Genomic DNA, 21,933 nt, shown 5'->3' with positions numbered 1-21,933 from the left:
AATAGAAATTATTGATATAAACAAACTATAAAACGGTCTGCATTATATTGAATTATTCGATAGCGACTTTTAGTTCAGTAAGCATAGCAAAAAAATAGTAAAATTCCCCATGGTAATGAAGTGACCTTCAAATGTTAGACAGAGTTATTTCATTATGTAGAGGTTTGGGCATGAGTTCGATATTTTGTATCGGACTCATGTCTTTTAACGTGGCCCTTAATTCGTTTTGTATTCTAATATGTTATGTATTTTTCTAATTCAATTTTAAAATGTGCTACACTTTCAAGCTTTGTAAGGTATAGAAATTCTAACTTCAAAATGCCAAAGAAATTAGATGGTAACGACGTACAATTGAAGTACAATGCCTATGAAGATATTGTTTTTGCGAAAGATAACCATACGCAAGTAGCCTTTGATTACACCATTCTCGGCAGTTTGAAGGCTCGAGAACAAGGTGGGAAGAAAGTCAATTTCACCTATGATACAGAAGAGCAGTTAAACGCTGTCATCAATGAAAAAGGCGAAGCGTATCAGTTTGAACGCGATACGAAAGGGAATATCATCAAGGAAATCGGCTTTGATGAGATGGAAAGAACGTATGAACGAAGTCTGGCAGGGTTGGTTCAGAGAATTCAACGACCTGGTGATCGTTGGACAGCATATCAACATGATAATCTAGGAAATGTGATTCGGGCTGATTACTATGATGACACTTGGGAAACGTTTGGTTATGACAAAAATGGTTCGTTAATTCAGACTGAAAATGAGCATGTGACCGTAAAGCTAGAGCGAGACCCATCTGGACAAGTGATCAAGGAGTGGCAAAATGACCATTGGATTGCAAGTAGCTACGATGAATTAGGCAGCCGTTCACAGATTACGAGTAGCCTAGGTGCAAAAATCGATGTCGCTCGTAATGAAATGGGCAATGTGTCACAAATCACAGCCTCTCGCTCAGAGCAAGAACAATGGACAGCATCCATGCAGTACAATGAACTCGGTCAAGAAATTGAGAGAATCTTACCAGGGGATGTCATCAGCAAATGGCAGTATGACGTAGCGGGTAGACTAACACACCATCGAGTAAGTAGTCAAAACCGCGATACAAGAAGACGCGCTTATAATTGGGACGCCAATCATCGCTTACGAAGCATGGTAAATGAGTTAACAGGTGTAAAGGTTACCTATGGTTACGATGAATTCAGTAACCTCGTGTGGTCCAATCAAAGCGGTCAATTTGAGTTTTTACACCGTAGTGCCGATGATGTCGGGAATTTGTATGAAACAAAAGAAAAGACAGATCGTGTTTATGGTGCCGGAAGTAGATTGCTTAAAACGAGAGAGGCAACATTCTCTTATGATAAAGAAGGTAATCTTGTTCAAAAGGTTGAGAAGAACGGTGATACTTGGAAGTACGAATACTATGGCAATGGCATGATGTCGAAGGTCATCAAACCAGATAATGAAGAAGTTACTTTCAAGTATGATTCGCTCGGTAGAAGAATCGAGAAGTGTTCTGTCGAGAAAACAATGAAATTCATATGGGATGGAAATACTATCCTTCATGAGTATTTCTCACAGTACAATTCATATGTGTTTGAAAATCAAGTTGAATATTCCTCGTCGAATAAGTCTGAAACAGCAGATAATCTAGTCACATGGGTGTTTAATGATGGTTTTGTCCCGTCAGCTAAAATTACGAATGAAGGTAATTTTAGTATTATTAGTGACTATCTAGGAACGCCTGTTGAAGCCTATGATGAAGAAGGTAATAGAGTTTGGTCAGCAGAACTTGATATCTTCGGTAGAGTGAATGAATTTACAGGTGAGAAAGACTTTATTCCATTCCGTTATCAAGGGCAGTATGAAGATGTAGAAATAGGTTTGTACTATAACCGATTCCGATACTACTCCCCAAGTGAGGCGATTTATACTCAACGAGATCCGATTGGGCTGGCGGGAAATAATCCAAACTTGTATGGATACGTAAATGACACAAATAGTTGGGTTGATTTATTCGGATTAAGTGGTGAAATAGTATACCAGTTACTTAATAAGCAAAAAGAAGTCGTCTATTACGGAATAACTAAAAGAGATGCCTTGATCAGGATGGCAGAACACAAGGGGAATGGTAATATTTTTGCAAATATGGAAATATTGGCAGAAAACCTTACGCATGATCAAGCAAGGTCAATAGAAGGTGCCCTAATTAGAAAGAGATGGGTAGAGAATATAGGAAAATATAACTTCGATGACACTATTGAAGAGCAGCTTAATAAATCTGGTTTATCAAATAAGAACAGAGGAAGGGTTAAAGAAAGATGGATTTCAGATGATCCATTAAAAGATCTTGCAGATAAAATGTTTGATAAACCTAAAAAAATTAAATGTACTACTTAGGAGATGATGAAATTGAGAATTTTTGGAATAAAACCTGAAGATAATGATGCGGCGGAAAAAGAAAATGCACGTTATATTATTCTGGCAATTGAAGAAATAAATAAAAGTAATGAATGGTTAAAGAATACGGATAAACCATATCAAGTAATGTTAACACATATTGATATTTTATTAATGCTCGCAAGAAAATTTCCTGTTAATGCAAATTTATTGATTAAACAATATCAGACAAAGGAATGGAGAGAAACATTTAACGAATGGTTTAATAGGTGTGAAAAAAAAATACCATCTAAATATAGAGAAGGCATCAAAGAAAATGCTGATGAACTCTTTATCGAATTGGAGGGATATGGTAATAATCTGCGTTATTAATGCTATTACTAATAAAATAGTATTACTAAAATATATTGATGGGCGAGGTACATCGTGAGCATAAAGAGATGAAAAAATTTTTTGGGGGTGGTGCGTTAAGATGAATTTTGATAATGATAAGCAGGTATTAGCCCCGTTTATTTGGGTGGAACATGATGGAGGCTCTGCGTCCTTATGTTTAGATGTTAGTGAATATAAGCAAGAGCTTTTTGATATACGATCTGAAGAGGGATTTGAGGGGAATGGCTATGATTGGAATTCTCTAGCAGTTGTTTTTCTTGAAGAAAAAATGCCCTATTTAGAAGAGATTGTCAACTTTGATTCCGAAGCCGGTATGTTTTGTGCTTATTCCTCAGATAAAAAAGCGTTAGAGGAGTTTGCTATTTCATTTAAAAATACATGTGAAGATGAATCTATTATTAGGGATTTATTTTCTCGTGCAGAATTGGATTGAAGCTTTTTGTTCAGACTGTTTAAAATTTTCTCAGGCAATTATTGGCTTCAAGAGGACATACACCAATTGCAAATTAGTATACATTACTTTGGTCCTGCATGATGAAGAAAAAAGTAAATAAATGTTTATTCTGTTTCAGAAGAGAAAACAAAGGTAAACATTGTCTTAAAGTTCTAAAAGATAATCATATTAAACAATTAATTAAAATCAAAGTTAAGTGATTAAATTCTTAAAACTAAAATTTATGTAGAGTGTTTTATATATAACAAATTTTTAATTCTCTAAATGGTTGAAAGTTAAATTTAAAAAGGGCAATAAATCCATTTAATGAACTGAACCCGGAATAGTGGACACTTAAAAAAAGTGGACCTATTGAAGTGACCCCTAAAAGTTAGACACGGTTATTTCATTAGGCAGTTTAGGTAAAATGAGTTCGGTATTGCACGAGGTCACTGAAAAAGTCCAACATAATATTAAAACGATTGGAGAAACAGAATTTTTTCTCCAATCGTTTTTTCTTTTCGTTCAATTTCCTCTCAATAGTATAATAAAGAAAAACCAACTCGTGGTGGTGCGACTATTATTTCTAAACAAGAAACATTGAACTTAAGTCCGTATATGGCATTATATAATTTAATCATTCCAAAAGATAATATGCTTCGCCGAATCAATGAACTGGTTGATTTTTCATTTATATTAGACGAACTAAAATCAAAGTACTGTTTGGATAATGGTCGAAATGCGATTCCACCCATTCGTATGTTCAAATATTTACTCCTGAAAGCCATTTATGATTTATCAGATGTCGATTTAGTTGAACGTTCAAAATATGATATGTCTTTTAAATATTTCTTAGAGATGGCACCAGAAGATGATGTGATTGATTCTAGTTCGCTCACAAAATTCCGTCGTCTTCGTTTACAAGATATAAATTTACTTGATTTATTGATTGGAAAAACAGTTGAAATTGCATTAAAAAAAGGAATTATCACAAGTAAAATAATTATCGTCGATTCCACACATATAAAAGCACGTTACAATCAAAAATCACCGAAGGAATTTTTACAGGAAAAATCCGAAAATGTGCGAAAAGCCGTCTATCAACTGGATGAAAAAATGAAAGAGAAATTCCCACCAAAACCAACATCGAATGAAATGATGGAAGAATTAAATTACTGTCGTCAAGTTGTAGAAATTGTGGAAACACAATCTAAAGTTGCACAAATTCCCGCTGTAAAAGAAAAGTTAAATGTTTTAAAAGAAGTAATGGAGGACTACGATTTACAACTAAGCTATTCACCTGATCCGGACGCTCGTGTAGGACATAAATCTGTGGACTCGGCCTTTTTTGGTTTCAAAACCCATATTGCGATGAGTGATGAACGAATCATTACAGCTGCCATTGTCACAATAGGTGAAAAAAGTGACGGACACTATCTTCAAGAATTAATCGAAAAAAGTAAAGAGACAGGGATGGAAATTGATACGGTCATTGGGATATCTCTGGGAAAAATAATTTACAATATGCCAAAGCAGAAGCATTTCAATTAATTTCGAAGTTAAACCCAAACATTAGCGGAGAAACTTCGCATCGAAAAGTAATCTTTGATTTTAATAAAGACACAGGCATGTATGTATGTCCAGCAGGGCACATGGCTATTCGAAAAGTCCGAACAGGAAAGAAAAATCAGGGCGCTAATCAAGCAGAAACATACTCCTTTGACATAGAAAAATGTAAGGTTTGTTCATTACGTGAAGGGTGCTATAAAGAAGGCTCCAAAAGTGAAACATACTCTATCAGAATAAAATCTATGGAACATAAAGACCAAATTATTTTTCAAGAAACAGATGAATTTAAAATACTTGCGAAAAAACGATATAAAATTGAAGCGAAAAATAGTGAATTAAAAAATCCGCATAGCTATAATACGGCTAAAACAGCGGGCTTATTTGGCATGGAAATACAAGGAGCCACAACAATATTCGCCGTCAATCTGAAACGAATATTGAAACTTCTAAGTGAAAAAAAGAAGAAATAGACAAAAAAAACAAGGTGCATTCTGTTCGATTCGAACAAAATGCACCTTATTTTTATCTAAAAAAGTTAAGCCGTCATAAAAAAGTAAGTTTTTCAGTGACCTCCTGTTGCACAGATGAAAGCACATGGAATTGATCCGGATGGAAAATATAATGGTATTTGGTTGCCAGTACGAGATAGTGATAAAGTAATCAATGGACCAGATACCTCTCATCAACAAGATGGGCTACATGGAAAAGATTACAAAAACGAACTATTCAGTAGATTAGATGGAAAGGATAAAGAAACGTTTGAAAATGAACTGCAGAAAATAAAGGAAGAACTAAATAAAGGGCGAACTTGGGAAACAAGAATAACTAAAAAATTAGGGAAGTGTACAAGATGATAGAAAAAGATTACGAGATGATTGTAAAAATATTCGAGGAGTATAGTTCCTCATACAATGTGTTGTATCATCAAGTTGAAGACGTTGAAAATGAAACGATTATTTGGAGCAATTCTTTTCTAGAAATATACCCATATCAATATGAATTAGATCAATTACCAAAACCAAAAATTTATAAAAAGGAACCGAAATCTAAGGAAGGAATTATAGTGAATAAGTTGAAAAACAATGAACTGTATTTTTCTTATGACGCTGAAAATAAAGGGTGGGGAAGTTCTTTCATAATAAATGAAACTGAAAAGAAAATCTGTCTTAGATTTCGTAGTAATAGGACTGGTGAAATGGTTTTAAGCCAAGTACATTGTAGCGAAAAGTAACTATATTCTACTAAATGAATAGAAGAAAGTAAGTAAAAGGGGATTAGATTTCAAAAGAAAAAGCAAAAGATATACTACATCTAATTGTTTTACACGAAACAATTAATCAAATTAACAATACATGTATGAGCTCTAAAATTATCATTCGAAGTATAACGGCTGAGGTCTATTGGAACAACAAGTATTAGTGATGGGAGAATAAACGATCTAATGAATCATAAGACTCTGAAATATTTATTTTTACCTATTAAGAGAGATTACGATATCAAACTAGCTGACTTAGATAGTTTTAACAATAACTAGAAGATTAGTTACTTAATCAGCATACGTATAGTTTAAAAATGTTTAACTAGGAAAGATAAACACTAATAATTGTGATGATTGCAAAATATGTAAAGAAGACTCAAAAGCTCTTCTTTACCCCGTCCCGTATAATTAATGTCTATCCAGGTAAGCCTCTTGGAAATCCAACATATAAGTTTGCAACGCAAGATGCTGAAGTTCTCATACAGGTGAAAAACCTAAAAGTGCTTATACTATTTATAAAAAAGGAGGGTGTCGTTAAATTATTTGTTATGAAAATAGATTATCCAAGTGAAATCGACAAAATTAGAAATTCTTTAAAGGACTACTACAATATGCAATTCAAAAGTGAAGAGGAAGATTACGTTGAAAACAAAAAGAGCAAAGAACAAATAAAAAAATTAATGATTCAAGTTTATAATGATAGTACTCTGTCTAAAGCAGACCAAGGGTATATAATAAAAGTAGGGTTAGAACTTCTGGCAAAAAATACAGGTAGTGCAGAAGATGGAGAGATTGCTGAAGATATTCTTGATAGTCTTTTTTACGATATGAAAATACTAAGTCAGGAAGATATTGATAATTATTACGAGCAATTTTCAAACAGAAGATGGGATTAAAATACGTTTATAGAAGATGGAAAAGTGTCACGGTTGTTTTGATAAGGAAAGTATGAAATATATACTCCAATAGAAGATCACTATGATATTAGCCTTGAAGCCCTTAGCGAATTTGATACTTTTGGGACAATTGACAATTGTTAACTTATATAGAGAGAAAGTATAAAAGTATAATAGAAACTAGTTGAATTTTCGGAAGATACTTATACGCTAATAGTTTTTCATTCTGGATCGTAATTTAAATTCTTACACTGTTGTGGTAAATCAGCAATGAAATGTTACATGTTTTAAACACCACAATATGGTTCGTACAAATTAAAACCTTAGTGACTATAGTAAAAAAATTTATATTTACATCTAAAGAGTAGCATAAATCCTGACGGGTTTATTGCTACTCTTTTTTTAAAATGAATATTAGGAAATGATTGATGAAATATTTAGCATTTGAACGAATAAGTAAGAGCAAAAAAAAGTTAAAGAATACAGGCCACAGAAACCTGGGAAACGTTTAGCTATGTCAAAAATGGTTCATTAATGGAGACTGAAAATGAGCATGTAACAGTAAAGTTCGAGCGAGACCCATCTGGACAAGTAATCAAGGAGTGGCAAAATGACCATTGGATTTCAAGCAGTTATGATGAATTAGGCAACCGCTCACAAATTACGAGTAGCTTAGGGGCAAAAGTCGATGTCGCTCGTAATGAAATGGGCAATGTGTCACGAATCATGGTCTCGTCTAGAGCAAGAATATTGGGCAGCATCCATGCAGTACAATGAACTTGGCCAAGAAATTGAAAGAATCTTACCAGGGGATGTCATTAGTAAATGGCAGTATGATGTAGCAGGTAGACCAACACACCATCGAATAAGTAGTCAAAACCGCGATACACGAAGACGTGTGTATAATTGGGATGTCAACCATCGATTACGAAGCATGGTAAACGAGTTAACAGGTGTAAAAGTTACCTATGGATACGATGAATTCAGTAACCTCGTCTGGTCCAATCAAGGCGATCAATTTGATTTCTTACACCGTAGTGTCGATGATGTCGGGAATTTGTATGAAACGAAAGAAAAGACAGATCGTGTATATGGCGCCGGAAGCAGATTGCTTGAAACGAGAGATGCAACATTTTCTTATGATGATGAAGGGAATCTCGTTCAGAAAGTCGAAAAGAACGGTGATACGTGGAAGTATGAATATAACGGCAATGGCATGATGTCGAAGGTCATTAAACCAGACAACACAGAAGTTACTTTCAAGTATGACTCGCTAGGTAGACGGATAGAGAAGTGTTCTAACGAGAAAACTATGAGATTCATATGGGATGGGGATACTATCCTACATGAATATTTCACGCAGAATGATTCAGATGAATTTGAAAAAGTTGAGAGTTCTTCACAGTCTAACTCCGAAATAACAGATAATCTAGTCACATGGGTGTTTAATGATGGATTCATTCCTTCTGCTAAAATCACGAATGAAGGTAACTATAGCATTATTAGTGATTATCTTGGAACGCCTGTTAAACCATTTCCCTGTGTTCTTAAAATGTTAAGTGAGTTTGGTGGACTAAAATGTAATTTCCAACGTCAAAATGGAAATAAGGATTCATTTCATATAATTCCAGAAGAGGCTTATGGTGATTATTATGAAAAAGAGGATTTTGAAGAAATTGAAATGCGATTAAATGAACCGATAATAGCAATTGGGGAAGCAAGAAATACTTATATGTTGATGTTTATGTCTAAATCGGGGAAAGTATTTGGAGAAATGAATTATTGCTTAGTGAAATATGGTGATAATATTTTCGAAGCATTAGAATTATTGTGCCAAGCCCTACCTGGAGAAGAGATAGAATAGTTCTATGAAAATAATTTTAATAGAAAGGAGTTAATATGAAAAATCTTAAGAAAGTCGAACTCTCTCAATTAAGTGATATTCAAGTTGATTATTATTTTGGGGTTTCAGAAGAAATAGAAATATTAGTAATAAAGTATTCTGGTAAATACGGGTTCGGATCTGCTGGAAATACTGATGCTATTTATATGAATGCTATGGGAAAGGCTGCAATGGAGGCATGGGATCCTGATGCCATTATTATTGATCTACAAGATTTAAATTATGAATGGGGAGATATGCTAGAATTTGTGTTTAATATTAGTGCAGATAAATACCCAAATGACGCATTACCAGTAGCTGTTATCGTTGGAATGGGCTGTGAAGAGGCAGTAAGAACATTATTATTAGGAATTGATAGTAAAGAACCTATAGATAAGATTGGATGGATATATAAAGATCTCAAGTCGGCTTGTAATTATATTAATAAGAAATTCGAGGAGAATTTATATATGCAAAGCTATCCAGAGTAAAGCAAAACTGTGAGAATGTATCCTGTTTTCTGTAAAGGAGTGAGTAGAGTGATTGATAACAATTTACCTATTGTTCCTTGGGTAGGACTTGGAGGGGTTAAGCTTTATAGTCATATAAGCCAGTTCTACGATTTAATCGCTAATATGGATGAGAAGTCAAGGTTGGTTACGAAATTTTTTATTAGATATGAAATTAAAGATTCTGTAGAGCTGTGGTTTAATTTGATGAATGGGAAGCTCTTTAAGATAACGGCATTGAAAGATTATAGAGGGTTATTATTTAACAAGATACAAATACCGTATTGTGGATATCGGTATTTGTTAAAGAAATAGATAATGATGATTTTGAGAGAGGGAATTGGTAAAAAGTGCTTTTGGAGAATTTGTCGGTAAAAACGAGAGACATACTATTACAGGCAGGCTGGAATCCAAATAATAATATTGACGTAACTAAAACCGTAATGTTTTTGGAAGCGATGGGATATCAAGTGTATGATTCTGTGATTGATGTATTAACCGTTTTTGGTGGGATGACATATAAATTTAAACACGCTGACGGAAGTATAGAAACATTTCATTTTAGTCCTGAAGAAACTGTAGGGGATTATTATGAAAAAGAAGACTTTGAGGAATTTGAAGCACGGATAAATGAGCCTCTTGTTGTAGTGGGTGAAGCACATCGGGGTTATTTAATTATGCTTATCTCTCAATCGGGTAAGGTGTTTGGAAAAAATGCAAGCTCATTATATAAATTCGGCGACAATATTTTTGAAGCATTAGATACTCTTTGTTTATTTAAAATACCGGAAGAAATCAATTAAAATAGGTGATATTTTCAACTTGGTCTAATCGTGTTTGCGGTCTTTATTTCAGGATGAAAGTAGTGTATTGAAGATATATGGAATCTTTATAATCATAAACAATAGTCAAAGGAGTATTAATACAAATGGCCAAAGAGTGGTATGAAGAAACAGTAATTCTAAAAAAGATTCCCAATTTCACTTCAACGAATGTTAACTATATTAAAGGTTTCAATTATTATATAGGATACAATCCATATTATGATGAAGTTTCCTATTTAGAAGTAGATTTTTTAGTAGTAGTGGATAAAAGAAAGTATATGTTGAGGATGAAATTTAATGAAGTTTCTGTCCTTGATTTAATAGGATTTGGAAATAGTTACAACCAATTAATGGGCTTTACAATTCATAATTTAAGTAAAAATGGTTTTGAATTAGATAATAAATATTTAGTAGAAGATTATGAAGATAACATCATTAAATTTTACTGTGCTAGTTTTGAAGTGCTGTCTTTAGTTGAAATTTAGGTGGAAACAATATAGAAGGTACTATAGGAGAAATTAGATGATTAACTATGGAACTCTTTACTTCGATCATTACACAAAATTTTTAGGAAGTCCAATCGATCGGGAGGTGTATAAATATAGTGAAGAAATGCCAAGTATCCAAATTTTGAAGTATGAAAATGTCTTTGAAGAATGTTTGGTTTATACTACACTTGGTTTGAGTAAATATTCAGAAGTAGTGGGCGATTATTTTGAGATTTCTATGGTAGTTGATGGAGCGTTTAGTAGTTCGGGCTATATTCTTGCAAATACGTTATTTTACTGTGTCCAAAATCAAATGCAGATAGGGAGAGGCTTAGCGATCAGTGTAATAGAGAACATTGATGCTGCTTTTGTTCATAAATATAATAAAAGTGCTGTCTATTTTACTGAGCTGTATGCTTTTCCAGAAGAATATAGTACAGCCCATACAGACTCTTACGAAAGGGATGGGAAACTGCTGTTAGCATTTTTCATTTCGCAGTCTGAATATGATTATTTTGCAAAACATGGGGCAGAGAAATTTGAGGATCAGTTAGAAGAAGGGAACGTGGATCCATTTAACGTTAAAAGAGCTTCAGAGGTGTAATAGGGAGTGTCTGCCTATTACATAGATTAATAACAAAAGTATATACATAAAAAGGTAAATGAATAGATGAATCTAAAAGAAGTTGGAAATTTACCAGACAGATTAGCAACAGAAACGATAGCATTGATTTTTCAAAAAACTTTAATTGAATTTGGAGAAGGAAAAATTGCAAAGGGTGAGTTTTTGCTTATCATTAGTCAATTAACTGATCGACAAGTTATGACATACGAATTATTAGAAAATACTATAAGAAATAAATTGGATTTAACGATTTTGAAAATATGGAATACTAATTCTTATGAAGAGGTTGATATCATACTTTCTATAGTTGTAAATCTTGGACTGGTAAAAAGTTACCGAAAAATAAGAGACACTATAAATATGAATAAACAGATAAATCAAATAATACTCACTGAAATAATAGAGACAGTTGAAGAAGTAGGGGATACTATTTCGAATCCATATTATAGTTTAGAAAAGTTTAAATAGCTGTGTAACTTTAACAAGAAAGATTCAATCGGGATTCTAAAGGGGAATTGTTATGATTAATATCGAACAATTTAGACAGATCTCCTTCAGAGGGAGAGTAGCTTTTGGTGTTAGTTGTTTTGAGAACGCACTAATAGCATTAAAATATGATAGTAACGATTGGAAAATAGTTTTAAACTATTTATGGGAATTTACAAGCATAAAGTATTTAGATGATTGGAATGATGTAGTAGTCGAATTAATTCCAAAAAATTTATTGGAATTTAAAACATACGAAGAAGAAGAGTTTGAGCGTTTAAGTAAAGATGAATATCAAGTTGTTGAGGACTCTATCAATGTGTTATTTCGACATATCTATAATCTAGGAATCAGTCATGTGTATACAATCATTGAGGAATACGGTGAAGACAGTCTTTTATCCTTGGAAGTACTCATAAATTTTATGATTGAAAATAAATTCCCGTTGCCAAACATTGAACCGTATCTAAAATTCTCTATAGTAGAAAATAGAGGATGGAGGAATAAATTTATTGGTACAGAACTATCAAAAATTCTATAATCCAGCAGATAATTTAGATTATAAGGTGGTGAATAATGTTTCATTTAAATAATATTTCCGATTTAATTAAAAATGCCCCGGCAAGTGAGAAGGAAATCGGTCGTCTAGAAGAAAAAATGAACATTAGACTACCTGCTCCATATAGAAGCTTACTAAAAAACACTAATGGCTGTTCCAATGCAGGTGGTGTATTGATTTATGGTACTGAGGATCTTTTAGAGCGAAACGAAACTTGGGAAGTAAATGAGTATGCAAATGGTTATGTTGCTATTGGCGATGATGGTGGCGGCAATGTCTTTTTGATGGAACTAAATGCTGAAGAGAGTAAGATATTTGTCTTGGATTGCGGAGATATGAATCCACAAAATGCAACTATTATTGCCTTAGACTTTCACAGTTAGATTGGTAGCGGTTGTGCTAGTGAGATAGAGGAGTTAGATGACTCTATTGAAACTTGTAGCATCGTGTTAACAGCTTCACCCATTGGGGGATTAAAAGATTTGGTCAAAATAAAAAATGTTTTGCACTTAAAAATATCTGCTTTAGATATACTAAAATGTTCTAAAACAATTCCATGTGAACTTGTTAATGAATACCCTTACTATCAAGCTATAGGGCAAATTGAATTATTGGGGAAAATTGGACAAGTACTAAAAGTAGTTCCTTTTAAAAAAGATAAATTATAAATGGCTTATTCCATCTTTAAAAGAGTAGAGGAATAAGCTTTTTTATTTTTGAAATGATATCAAGTTATGGAAGGTTAAAATAGTGTTAAAACAAAATATTTAGAAAATTAGTACATTTCGTGAAAATAATACATAATCTATCTTTTATTTATCGAATTGTAGAAAATATTGTTGATTAAAAGTAAAACAATAGTATAATGGAGGAGTAGTTACATTTATGGTTATTAATTCCTTGGTAATTTATTGGTAAAAATCATTAGACTCAGGATGATGGATATTCCATAAAATGTAACTATAAAAACTAATGAAATGAGGAGATTTTATGATTAACATGATTCAATATTTGGAGCAAAATCCGTCGATGGTAACTTTGTTAAAAGAAAAAAAAGCTTCTCTGCTTGGTGTTACAGAAACTGAACAAAAGGCAATTCTGGATTCTTTTGACGAAGATATTTGCTTGGAAAACGGAATTTGGTACTAAAATTTATTAGAGACAAATGGTTTTGGCTTGCTATAAGTATTTATTTAACTCTCGGTATTATTGTGCTTTTCATTACTTACAGCAAGCCATTTATTAGTATTCAAGTACATGAAGAAAATGAACAATGGGTAATAAAACAACCTTATTATAAAGATTGGGCAACAAAGCAAGGAATCTCAAACGGAGACATTATTCTATATGTCGATGATATTCAAATTGATCAAGTCCCTAGTATTACTTATGACTCATTTATCCGAGCAGCAAATAAATTGACAATATTAAAGCAAAATGGTGAGAAAATTGATGTTCAAATAAATCACTTAGATATTCCTCAACAATTTTATTATTTATTGATAGTCCCTGCATGTTATTTTTTACTTACCTTAGTTATCACTTTATATCTATATTATAATCAAAATAAAACGCCTCTTTTTAATTTGCTAATCTTATTTATATTAGCTATATCATTAGCTTATGTAAGTAGTGGAGCATCTGGACGATTGAATAGTATGGGGCTAATTATAAACCGTAGTAGTATGTTATTATGTCTAGTGTTATTATTACATTTTTTGAAGAGTTATTTCTCCTTTTTACATTTAAAATGGCTCTTTATTAAAAATACGAATTTTTTATATTTTTTACCCGTTATCGCAATTTTATTAAGTGTTTTCAGCACTTTTTATCCATTGATTAATCCACTAATTTCAAATGTGGTTTTGTGGATGTTTTTTTTACTATTAATTTTAAATTTAGGGATTTTGATAACAGGCTATTATAAATATCACTCATCACAGTTAAAGATATTATTAATAAGTATTTTAATCCCATTCCTACCATTTCTTTTTCTTTACGCATTGCCAGTAATTTTGTTTAAGCAATATATACTCTCAGCGGATGTATGTTCCTCTTTTTTAATGCTAATACCATACAGTTTTATTTGCACACAGCTCACTGAACGTATATTTGATATGGAGTACTTTATTACCCGTTTACGCCATTATTTTAATTTTTCATTTGTTTTTACTAGTTGGCTGTTAATGGGGCTTTATTGGCTTACTGATTTGTCTATTTCAAGAATGACGGAAATTTTCTTTTTTACGTTCTTTTCTTTAATAGCACTTTTCTACATTAAAGAGAAAATAGATTATCATAAGCGAAAGATTCTTTTTTCAACAAAAGGGGATTATATCCATCGATTGTATACGACAGTTGATAGTATCGGAAGGGTCGTAAAGATTGAAGACTTGCTTGAGAAATTTGTTCGAGAAATTGCGTTACACCTTGAGATTAAACATGTTTACATATTAACCTACGATTTTCAAACACATCAAATTACTTCCACAAGGACATCCAAAGAATATACTCAAAATCAAATGAACGAAATAGAGCTTGAGCAACTCCGTTTGGGAGATATAAAGAAGACAGAGCATTTTTATATTGCTTTTATTCACCAAGATATGAAATATAAAAGAATACTAGTCATAGACCACAATAAATCTATTCATCTAAAGGATGAGGAATTATTATGGCTTGAATTATTGCTTTTATATGTAAATAATTTTATAGAAAATACGAAAATGGTGGAAGATTTATTAGAGCAGTTAAAGCATATGAAAGAGGCTGATAAAAGTCAGTTACCGTGGCTTAATAAGCTACTTTGGCTACGGTTTGAACAAGAAAAATATCAATTAGCACAAGAGCTTCATGATACGGTTTTACAAGAGCAACTCCATATTGCTAGGGAGATGGATGTATTTATCCACGCGAAGAAAAAGTCGGATATTCAATCGGGTCTTGCTAAGATTCATGAACACATGATTACATCTTTAAATGATTTAAGAGGCTACTGTGAAAATTTGAAGCCACCATTATTAGATACATTAGGCTTAAATGCTGCGCTAGAGAAGCTTATACAAAAAGTTCATAAGCGTGCTGATTTTGGTTTAATTTACACAATTGATCGACTATATTTAGAGGATGAGCGTTTAAACTTGATGATTTATCGGCTTTTCCAAGAGTTAATGAACAATGCCTTGAAGCATTCACATGCCAATACTGTCGAAATTCACCTATTAGAAACAGAAGACGGTTTTGAAATCAATTATTCTGATGATGGTGTAGGATGTAAAATAGATGAAATCATTCTTGCTGATTCAATGGGTATCAGGGGGATGCAAGATAGAGTACAGGCCTTTAACGGACAGTTTTCTATCAATACCAATGTGGGAGAAGGAATGTCTGTTCGAATTAAAGTAATTGAAGGAAATCATACCCATTCCTATGACTACGACATGTATTATAAAAGGCCAACTCATAGTAGAGGATAATATATGAATAGAAAGAAAGACATGAGCTATTTTCGTACCTCCTAATCTTTTCGTATTGTGTAAAATTCACAGTATGAGTATGGATTGGGAGGTTTTGCTTTGAAGTACATTTATATAGAGAGGATATAATATCTTCACGGATTTAGAAGAAATGATCCTATGGTATATATCACAACAAATCAAATTGATTGAAAAGGCTTTGGCTACTCAAATTCGGCGTATGCGTTGTTAACGGCTATTATTGAAAAAGTTTCAGACATGTCTTATGCGGATTATATACAGCAGCATATATGTCATCCATTAGGTATGTATCATACAGGCTGTGATGATGGGGTGAAGCTTGTTTCAGGTTTAGCTTCTGGTTATTCATTTTGGGAAGAACCCATTCATTCAGCTTATGCAGATATGTCATTCCCATTAGGTTCCTACGGTTTATATTCAACAACGGAGGACTTATTTATTTGGGATCAGGCATTAACATTATCCAAAATCCTTCGCAAGGAATTAACGGAGAAAATGTTGACTCCAAATCTTGGCTCCTACGCGTGTGGCTGGATGGTCTCTGAAGTAATGGGGAAAAAATGTGTGCATCATTTTGGAGATATTAGCGGTTATTCAAGTGATCTCCTTAGATTTGTTGATGACCAAGTTACGATTATCTTTTTAAGTAATATGAATGTTACACCTGTCATGTACTTAAGTAGAGAGATTGCAAAGATTGTTTTTGCTAAAAATGTATCTTCACCGGCAGCTGCAGTTCCGAAAACGTTCACAAAGAAAGAATCCATCTTGGGAAAATATTTAATGGAAAATAAAGTACTTACAATTTCTATTAAAAATGAAGAGCTTTATCTAACGGTCCCTAAGATGTATGGAGCAGTATATAAATTTAAACTTATACCAATTAGTAATGACGCCGTGAAAAGCGTTTTTTTAACAGAGATGATTTATGAACGATTGATATTTTATTATTCATTATCAGGAGAAATAGAGCGAGTGCAATACATCGATTGTTATGAAAAATCTTATAAGCTTCATAAGCAATAGATGGAGCATCAATAAACTTAGAAAGAGGCAACTCGTAGTTGAGATGCCTCTTTGATTTTATTCATTAAATGCGCTTTCTGTGAATACGAAGATCTTTTCAACATCATTGTAAAGTCATGCTTGGTTTGCGTATTTCATGTGTTTTTTGCGGTATGCAGCCACTCTAAAGGTTGATAAAGAAGCTCTATACTACCTTATTAAATATGGTTATTTATGTAACGTGATAGTATATTTATATAGAGAGGAGATGATATCTTCATGAAAATGGAAGAAATGATCTTGAATTATACATCGCAACAAAATGAATTAAGGAAGCGTATTTCACTAAAAAATAATTTTTCAACTGATCAAATTAAACTCGTTGCAGGGGTAGATATTGCCTATTGGGGTGAAAATAATAAAGAATATGGAGCTTGTTGCATTCAAGTTATTGATTTTAATTCCAAAAAGATAATTGAACAAATTGAGTACATAAATGAAATTACAATTCCATATATTTCTGGGTTTTTAGCCTTTCGTGAATTGCCTCTTGTATTAGAGGCTGTTAAAAAGGTGAGAACGAATCCAGACCTTTATATGTTTGATGGAAATGGGTATTTGCATAGTCGTCATATGGGCATTGCTACCCATGCCTCATTCTTCTTGGAAAAACCTACAATTGGAGTTGCCAAAACTTATTATAAAATAGAGAACACAGATTTTAAAATGCCGGAAAATATAGCTGGAGCGTTTACTGATATTGTGATTGATGGGGTAGTGTATGGCCGTGCTCTAAGAAGTAGAAAGGATGTTAAACCGATATTTGTTTCATGTGGTAACGAAATTGATTTAGATACGGCAACCAATATAACGATGCATTTTATTGAAAAAGATAGCCGTTTACCAATCCCCACAAGATATGCGGATTTAGCAACTCATCAGGCAAGAAAATTACAACGAGATTATTAAAATGAGAGGGATAAAATTGAAAAGTGAAGCTGAAATTCTATGGAATCGTATCATTGAAAAAAATTCGAAGTTAGAAATGAATGGTAGAGAACTATTAAATCTTCAGCCTGGCGCAACAGCTAAAGAATTTCAACTAATCGAAACTACATTAGGTATTGCTCTCCCAGAAGAGATGAAAAGTTTTTATCGTATATTTAATGGGCAAGACTGGTCGCAAGGAGTACAGCCCTTTGTTAGAAATTTAACCCTTTCTCCTATTTCTGAAATTATTGATAATTGGGAGTTTCTACAGGAGGAGATTGATCCAGATGATTTGCTTCCAGATTTAGAGTATGGTGTTGAGGTTAAATCAACTCTTTGGAATAAAAAATGGATTCCGATTGCTGAAAATGGTGGAGGCGATTATCTTTGTCTTGATACAGATCCAACAGAAGAAGGAGTAGTGGGTCAGGTGTTGTATTTTTGGCATGATTGGGGAAATCGAACAATTGATGCAAAGGGTCTTTTTGAATTTATAGAAATCTGTTTAAATGAAAAAAATGATTCTGATATTTAAATAAGGAGATAAACGACGATGATTCAGTTGATAATGAACAAATTAAAGGTTCAATTAGACCAATTATTTTCACCTTTTTTAAATCCACCAGCGTCTGAGGAAGAGATACAGAAGGCTGAAATTGAGATGGGTATTAAATTTCCTGATGAATTAAGGGTGCTTTATCTTTTGCATGATGGAGAAAAGGAAGACGGGCCAGGTTTATTTTTTGGCATGCCGTTTTTACCATTAAATTCCGTTTTGCAGGAATGGCATGTATGGGCACAGCTAGAAGAGAAATTTGCATTGGAAGGTGCTTCTTATTCAGTCCCAACTGGATACATAAAAGAGAGGGGTATCAATCGTTATTGGATACCTATTAGTAAAGATTTTGGTGGCAATAATATCGGCATAGATGTCGATCCAGATAAGAAAGGGCGAATAGGGCAAGTTATAAATTTTGGGCGTGATGAGGAAATAAAGTATGTGATAGCAAATCAATTATCAGAATTTCTACTATTTATTTCTGAAACGATATTACAGGGTAATTATCAAATTGAACAAGAAGAAGATTATATCTACTGGAATTATGAAAATAGCACCCATTTTTTAGATATACTTAAAGCCATTGAATTGCCTGTTCTAGACCCTGTGCCGAGGCAAAATTGATATTGACATAATAGTCAAAGAGGCAAATCAATCTATGGAGATGCCTCTTTGATGTCATTCTTTAAATGCGTTTAGCATGGGCACGTAGATATTTTTCAACATCATTGTATAACCCTGATTGGTTTGCGTACTTTACGTAGTTTTTTGCGGTACGCAGCCATTCTAATGTTGATGGTTGAGCCTCTTCTAAAACGTGTAATAAGTCATTAGTTGTGATTGGACGCTCGTTACCAGTTGTTAAAATTTCTTCAAGGACATTTTCAGTAGCTAATTCAATTACATTTTCAATGTCTGCCCCTGAGAAAAATTCTGTTTGAGCAGCTAGCATTGCTACATCTATTTCTTCAGCATATCTTCCTACTAGCTTCAATTTAAAAATTTGCTCTCTTGCTTTCTTATCTGGTGGAGCGACAAAAATGAGACGATCGAATCGACCAGGACGCTTTAAGGCATTATCAACATCCCATGGTGTATTCGTCGCAGCCATTACAAGAACTTCATCTGTGCTAGTATCGATCCCTTCCATCTCAGTAAGAAATGTATTGATTAAGCTTCTAGAGTTTGCTGAAGAATGGGAACGACTATATCCAAGGGTGTCTACTTCATCAAAGAACATAATACTTGGTCTTTGAAAACGTGCTTTATCAAAAAAGCTTTTTAAATTTTGTTCACTTTCTCCCGTATAGGAGGCCAAAATATCTGTAATATGGACAGGGTAGAAATTAGCCTTACATTCACCAGCGGTTGCCTTGGCAATAAATGTCTTACCGCAACCAGGGGGACCATAGAGAAGAACGCCGCCGCCTACTTTTTTTCGAAACTTAGCAAAAAGTCCTTTGTTATAAAATGGGCTAATAATACGTAAATTAATGGTCTTTTTTAAGTCATCAAGGCCAGCAACATCCGCAAAAGTGATTTGCTCCTTACCTTTTTCACCTGTTTTTTTAGGGGCTTCACCATCTAAAACTTTTAACCTAGGTGTAAAATCTATTAATTGACCCGACTCGGCTTCTTCACTATCGACTACTTTTTCTAGCAATTCTTCTGCTGAAGCGGCAATGGCTTCTTCAGTCTCGATCCTTCCATCTATGTCATGACTTTCCTGCTCAATAGCTGGTGAATGGAAGTCCATTGAATTTGTTTGCTGAATTTGTACACTCGCTTTTGTTAATTCATGAATGATTTCCATACGTAGAGTATCATCTGTACAGAGTGAAATTCCTGTTGAATACGCTTGCACAGCTTCTAGCCAACGACCGTTTTCAGTAAGCTCTTTTCCAAGCCAGTAGTGTGCCTGAGGGTCGGTTGGGCTTTGTTCCACCATTTGCTGTAACCATTTAATTTTATCCATATCGATAACCCCTTATTTTTCTTAGTCCCTTTGCTAATGGAACTGATATCCATGTATAAAGTGCAAGTACTACATAGAATTTTAAAAACAGCATGGCTATAGTATCAAACCCTAATGCTAGTAACAAAAAGGTTAGCCCAATCCCCACGAGCCAAATGATAGATGGCCCCCCTAAACGCTCAATAAAACGATTAGGCGCTAACAGAGGGTGGGTTGTTATTTCCATCTCTTCTAAAATAGATAGCAATGTTTGATCCTCGGGATTTAAAAGAAAGGCTTGTCTGTAATATTCTTTCGCCTCTTTTTCATTATTTCGGAAGGAGGCATTTATTCCAAGGTGCAACAATTTTGCCACTTCGCTATCTGCTGAATTCATATATTGTTCTAATGCAAGGATTTGTTGTTCTTTATTTCCATGTACACCTTGCAAAATAAAGTTTTTACGTAACACATATGAATTTTCTGGATCTAATTCTAATGCTTTATTGATTAATAACTTTGATTTTTTTCGATATCCCGTTTGTTTCATTAAAACAGCATAGCCTGCATGTGTTGCTGCATTATTTGGATTTAAACGAAGTGATTCAAGAAAGGCTTCTTCTGCTTCGTGCCATCGCTCGGTTTCCATGTATAAATGGCCGAGAAAATATAATATGATTTCCTCAGCATATCCTAATCTCATGGCTTCATGAAATTGTTCTTCAGCATCATCAAATTCGTTTATTGTATAGTTACTATAAGCTAACATATACCAAAGCCGACTATTTTCAATATTGTCATGTAGTTCCTCATTAATAAGGTCAATAACTTGTGGATATTTCCCTATATCAAAATAATGCTCGATAACTTCAAAAGATGGTTCTTCATATTCTTCGAATTCACTCATAATATATCTCCTTTCCTAAAGTGCTAGTAAGAACAACGTAGCTAAAGCATCGATAAAGCCATAGAAGATAATTGCGATAAACCCTGGCTTCCATAATGATTCAGCAACACCGTCTACTGCTAAATGTTCTTTATATGGCTCGTCTAAAAATGCGAAGAAAATGAAAAAACAAGCAACCCCAAATAGTCGGCTGACAAATTTAATATACTTTTCATCTAAAGGGATTAGTTGTTGACCAATTGCGTAAACGACCGCAAGCTTCACAATAATAAGTACAATACTAATAATCGTTAACAACTGTATGTATTTCTTTTCAATTTTTAGCCATTTAGCGTTTTGTATTCCTAGTATGGCAATGGCAAAAATACCACCAAGCATAGCAACAAAAAATAGACTACTAATCTCGTAGCTTCTTGTCCTGTCTACGTCATGGCTTGTTAAACTAGGTTTATAAATATTTTCCATAATTCGATTAAGCTCCTTGTATCCTATTAATATCCTAATAACAGTTGTATTATACATATATTTCATTAAACTGGAAACATCTTCTTTTGAAGACTAATAATGCAGTTATTATAATCCTTAGTTCTCATTAATAAAATGCTTACTGTTGCTCAGGTAAATATTTGAATTAAATTCATTAGATGACGTCTTTTGTGTGTCGTTTAGGAGCTCATTAACTCAAGTAAATGATATTTA

Annotated in this window: 22 protein-coding genes and 5 pseudogenes; 23 read left to right on the top strand and 4 right to left on the bottom strand. The window is 33.4% G+C overall.

Annotation, left to right across the window (positions count from 1 at the left end; translation table 11 throughout):
* Positions 1 to 152: 152 nt before the first annotated feature.
* Positions 153 to 353 (bottom strand): annotated as a pseudogene (locus tag AC3WSO_RS16230) (IS3 family transposase); the annotation flags it as partial.
* Here AC3WSO_RS16230 and AC3WSO_RS16225 point away from each other — a divergent pair.
* The 23 genes and pseudogenes from AC3WSO_RS16225 to AC3WSO_RS16115 form a co-directional block, all read left to right on the top strand.
* Positions 319 to 2,400 carry an RHS repeat domain-containing protein gene (locus tag AC3WSO_RS16225; protein ID WP_492532247.1) on the top strand — a complete coding sequence of 694 codons (2,082 nt, stop codon included), beginning with the start codon at positions 319 to 321 and terminating at the stop codon, positions 2,398 to 2,400. The pseudogene AC3WSO_RS16230 and the gene AC3WSO_RS16225 sit on opposite strands and share 35 nt — an antisense overlap.
* Before the next feature lie 12 nt (positions 2,401 to 2,412).
* Positions 2,413 to 2,772, top strand: a complete 360-nt coding sequence (locus AC3WSO_RS16220) for a hypothetical protein (protein ID WP_492532246.1) — start codon at positions 2,413 to 2,415, stop codon at positions 2,770 to 2,772.
* Between the two features lie 100 nt (positions 2,773 to 2,872).
* On the top strand, positions 2,873 to 3,226 hold the full coding sequence (locus tag AC3WSO_RS16215) for an immunity 51 family protein (RefSeq protein ID WP_492532244.1): 354 nt from the start codon (positions 2,873 to 2,875) through the stop codon (positions 3,224 to 3,226).
* 579 nt (positions 3,227 to 3,805) lie between these two features.
* Positions 3,806 to 5,265: pseudogene (locus AC3WSO_RS16210) on the top strand (IS1182 family transposase).
* Positions 5,266 to 5,379: 114 nt separating this feature from the next.
* The gene (locus AC3WSO_RS16205; protein ID WP_492532243.1) at positions 5,380 to 5,649 is read left to right on the top strand and encodes an AHH domain-containing protein; all 270 of its coding nucleotides are present in this window, start codon (positions 5,380 to 5,382) and stop codon (positions 5,647 to 5,649) included.
* Positions 5,646 to 6,026, top strand: coding sequence for a hypothetical protein (locus tag AC3WSO_RS16200; protein WP_492532241.1), 381 nt, complete (start codon positions 5,646 to 5,648; stop codon positions 6,024 to 6,026). The genes AC3WSO_RS16205 and AC3WSO_RS16200 overlap by 4 nt, the downstream gene beginning before the upstream one ends.
* 374 nt (positions 6,027 to 6,400) lie before the next feature.
* On the top strand, positions 6,401 to 6,949 hold the full coding sequence (locus AC3WSO_RS16195; protein WP_492532240.1) for a hypothetical protein: 549 nt from the start codon (positions 6,401 to 6,403) through the stop codon (positions 6,947 to 6,949).
* A gap of 534 nt (positions 6,950 to 7,483) precedes the next feature.
* Positions 7,484 to 7,726, top strand: a complete 243-nt coding sequence (locus AC3WSO_RS16190; protein WP_492532238.1) for a hypothetical protein — start codon at positions 7,484 to 7,486, stop codon at positions 7,724 to 7,726.
* Positions 7,638 to 8,813 (top strand): SUKH-3 domain-containing protein, encoded by a 1,176-nt coding sequence (locus tag AC3WSO_RS16185; RefSeq protein WP_492532236.1) that lies wholly within the window; start codon positions 7,638 to 7,640, stop codon positions 8,811 to 8,813. Before AC3WSO_RS16190 ends, AC3WSO_RS16185 begins: the two co-directional genes overlap by 89 nt.
* A 35-nt stretch (positions 8,814 to 8,848) precedes the next feature.
* A complete protein-coding gene (locus AC3WSO_RS16180) occupies positions 8,849 to 9,322 on the top strand; it encodes a hypothetical protein (protein WP_492532235.1) in 474 nt (157 codons plus the stop codon).
* A 48-nt stretch (positions 9,323 to 9,370) separates the two neighbouring features.
* Entirely contained in the window at positions 9,371 to 9,655 is a 285-nt protein-coding gene (locus AC3WSO_RS16175) for a hypothetical protein (RefSeq protein ID WP_492532233.1), read from the top strand.
* 35 nt (positions 9,656 to 9,690) lie between these two features.
* A complete protein-coding gene (locus AC3WSO_RS16170; RefSeq protein ID WP_492532231.1) occupies positions 9,691 to 10,143 on the top strand; it encodes an SUKH-3 domain-containing protein in 453 nt (150 codons plus the stop codon).
* Positions 10,144 to 10,268: 125 nt separating this feature from the next.
* On the top strand, positions 10,269 to 10,649 hold the full coding sequence (locus tag AC3WSO_RS16165) for a hypothetical protein (protein WP_492532229.1): 381 nt from the start codon (positions 10,269 to 10,271) through the stop codon (positions 10,647 to 10,649).
* A gap of 37 nt (positions 10,650 to 10,686) precedes the next feature.
* A complete protein-coding gene (locus AC3WSO_RS16160) occupies positions 10,687 to 11,256 on the top strand; it encodes a suppressor of fused domain protein (RefSeq protein ID WP_492532228.1) in 570 nt (189 codons plus the stop codon).
* Between the two features lie 66 nt (positions 11,257 to 11,322).
* A complete protein-coding gene (locus tag AC3WSO_RS16155; protein WP_492532226.1) occupies positions 11,323 to 11,745 on the top strand; it encodes a hypothetical protein in 423 nt (140 codons plus the stop codon).
* Between the two features lie 52 nt (positions 11,746 to 11,797).
* Entirely contained in the window at positions 11,798 to 12,304 is a 507-nt protein-coding gene (locus AC3WSO_RS16150; protein WP_492532224.1) for a hypothetical protein, read from the top strand.
* 35 nt (positions 12,305 to 12,339) lie between these two features.
* A pseudogene (locus AC3WSO_RS16145) lies at positions 12,340 to 12,990 on the top strand (SMI1/KNR4 family protein).
* 322 nt (positions 12,991 to 13,312) lie between these two features.
* Entirely contained in the window at positions 13,313 to 13,471 is a 159-nt protein-coding gene (comX, locus tag AC3WSO_RS16140; protein WP_492532222.1) for a competence pheromone ComX, read from the top strand.
* Positions 13,462 to 15,798, top strand: coding sequence for a sensor histidine kinase (locus AC3WSO_RS16135; protein ID WP_492532220.1), 2,337 nt, complete (start codon positions 13,462 to 13,464; stop codon positions 15,796 to 15,798). Before comX ends, AC3WSO_RS16135 begins: the two co-directional genes overlap by 10 nt.
* Positions 15,799 to 16,005: 207 nt before the next feature.
* A pseudogene (locus AC3WSO_RS16130) lies at positions 16,006 to 16,845 on the top strand (serine hydrolase domain-containing protein); the annotation flags it as partial.
* A 258-nt stretch (positions 16,846 to 17,103) separates the two neighbouring features.
* Positions 17,104 to 17,793 carry an endonuclease V gene (locus AC3WSO_RS16125; protein WP_492532218.1) on the top strand — a complete coding sequence of 230 codons (690 nt, stop codon included), beginning with the start codon at positions 17,104 to 17,106 and terminating at the stop codon, positions 17,791 to 17,793.
* A gap of 76 nt (positions 17,794 to 17,869) precedes the next feature.
* Positions 17,870 to 18,349 carry an SMI1/KNR4 family protein gene (locus tag AC3WSO_RS16120; RefSeq protein ID WP_492534386.1) on the top strand — a complete coding sequence of 160 codons (480 nt, stop codon included), beginning with the start codon at positions 17,870 to 17,872 and terminating at the stop codon, positions 18,347 to 18,349.
* Between the two features lie 18 nt (positions 18,350 to 18,367).
* Positions 18,368 to 18,979, top strand: a pseudogene (locus tag AC3WSO_RS16115) (SMI1/KNR4 family protein); the annotation flags it as partial.
* A 79-nt stretch (positions 18,980 to 19,058) separates the two neighbouring features.
* Here the strand turns inward: AC3WSO_RS16115 and AC3WSO_RS16110 are convergent.
* Genes AC3WSO_RS16110 through AC3WSO_RS16100 form a run of 3 tightly spaced genes read right to left on the bottom strand, consistent with a single transcriptional unit; the run spans position 19,059 to position 21,699 of the window.
* A complete protein-coding gene (locus AC3WSO_RS16110; protein ID WP_492532216.1) occupies positions 19,059 to 20,348 on the bottom strand; it encodes an AAA family ATPase in 1,290 nt (429 codons plus the stop codon).
* Positions 20,341 to 21,234: a tetratricopeptide repeat protein gene (locus AC3WSO_RS16105; protein ID WP_492532215.1), complete on the bottom strand. Its 894-nt coding sequence runs from the start codon at positions 21,232 to 21,234 to the stop codon at positions 20,341 to 20,343. The genes AC3WSO_RS16110 and AC3WSO_RS16105 overlap by 8 nt, the downstream gene beginning before the upstream one ends.
* A gap of 15 nt (positions 21,235 to 21,249) precedes the next feature.
* Complete coding sequence (locus AC3WSO_RS16100; protein WP_492532213.1) at positions 21,250 to 21,699, bottom strand: hypothetical protein; 450 nt, start codon at positions 21,697 to 21,699, stop codon at positions 21,250 to 21,252.
* Positions 21,700 to 21,933: the final 234 nt, after the last annotated feature.

Source organism: Lysinibacillus sp. EB106-09-02-XG168 (assembly GCF_058791475.1).
Note: the sequence above shows the minus strand (reverse complement) of the source record. Positions and strands in the feature narration are given on the sequence as shown.

Coding starts and splice junctions, on each gene's coding strand:
- AC3WSO_RS16225 (WP_492532247.1), top strand. CDS start 319: ATGCCAAAGAAATTAGATGGTAACGACGTACAATTGAAGTACAATGCC.
- AC3WSO_RS16215 (WP_492532244.1), top strand. CDS start 2,873: ATGAATTTTGATAATGATAAGCAGGTATTAGCCCCGTTTATTTGGGTG.
- AC3WSO_RS16205 (WP_492532243.1), top strand. CDS start 5,380: ATGAAAGCACATGGAATTGATCCGGATGGAAAATATAATGGTATTTGG.
- AC3WSO_RS16200 (WP_492532241.1), top strand. CDS start 5,646: ATGATAGAAAAAGATTACGAGATGATTGTAAAAATATTCGAGGAGTAT.
- AC3WSO_RS16190 (WP_492532238.1), top strand. CDS start 7,484: ATGGAGACTGAAAATGAGCATGTAACAGTAAAGTTCGAGCGAGACCCA.
- AC3WSO_RS16185 (WP_492532236.1), top strand. CDS start 7,638: ATGTCGCTCGTAATGAAATGGGCAATGTGTCACGAATCATGGTCTCGT.
- AC3WSO_RS16180 (WP_492532235.1), top strand. CDS start 8,849: ATGAAAAATCTTAAGAAAGTCGAACTCTCTCAATTAAGTGATATTCAA.
- AC3WSO_RS16165 (WP_492532229.1), top strand. CDS start 10,269: ATGGCCAAAGAGTGGTATGAAGAAACAGTAATTCTAAAAAAGATTCCC.
- AC3WSO_RS16160 (WP_492532228.1), top strand. CDS start 10,687: ATGATTAACTATGGAACTCTTTACTTCGATCATTACACAAAATTTTTA.
- AC3WSO_RS16155 (WP_492532226.1), top strand. CDS start 11,323: ATGAATCTAAAAGAAGTTGGAAATTTACCAGACAGATTAGCAACAGAA.
- AC3WSO_RS16150 (WP_492532224.1), top strand. CDS start 11,798: ATGATTAATATCGAACAATTTAGACAGATCTCCTTCAGAGGGAGAGTA.
- comX (WP_492532222.1), top strand. CDS start 13,313: ATGATTAACATGATTCAATATTTGGAGCAAAATCCGTCGATGGTAACT.
- AC3WSO_RS16125 (WP_492532218.1), top strand. CDS start 17,104: ATGAAAATGGAAGAAATGATCTTGAATTATACATCGCAACAAAATGAA.
- AC3WSO_RS16120 (WP_492534386.1), top strand. CDS start 17,870: ATGAATGGTAGAGAACTATTAAATCTTCAGCCTGGCGCAACAGCTAAA.
- AC3WSO_RS16110 (WP_492532216.1), bottom strand. CDS start 20,348: ATGGATAAAATTAAATGGTTACAGCAAATGGTGGAACAAAGCCCAACC.
- AC3WSO_RS16105 (WP_492532215.1), bottom strand. CDS start 21,234: ATGAGTGAATTCGAAGAATATGAAGAACCATCTTTTGAAGTTATCGAG.
- AC3WSO_RS16100 (WP_492532213.1), bottom strand. CDS start 21,699: ATGGAAAATATTTATAAACCTAGTTTAACAAGCCATGACGTAGACAGG.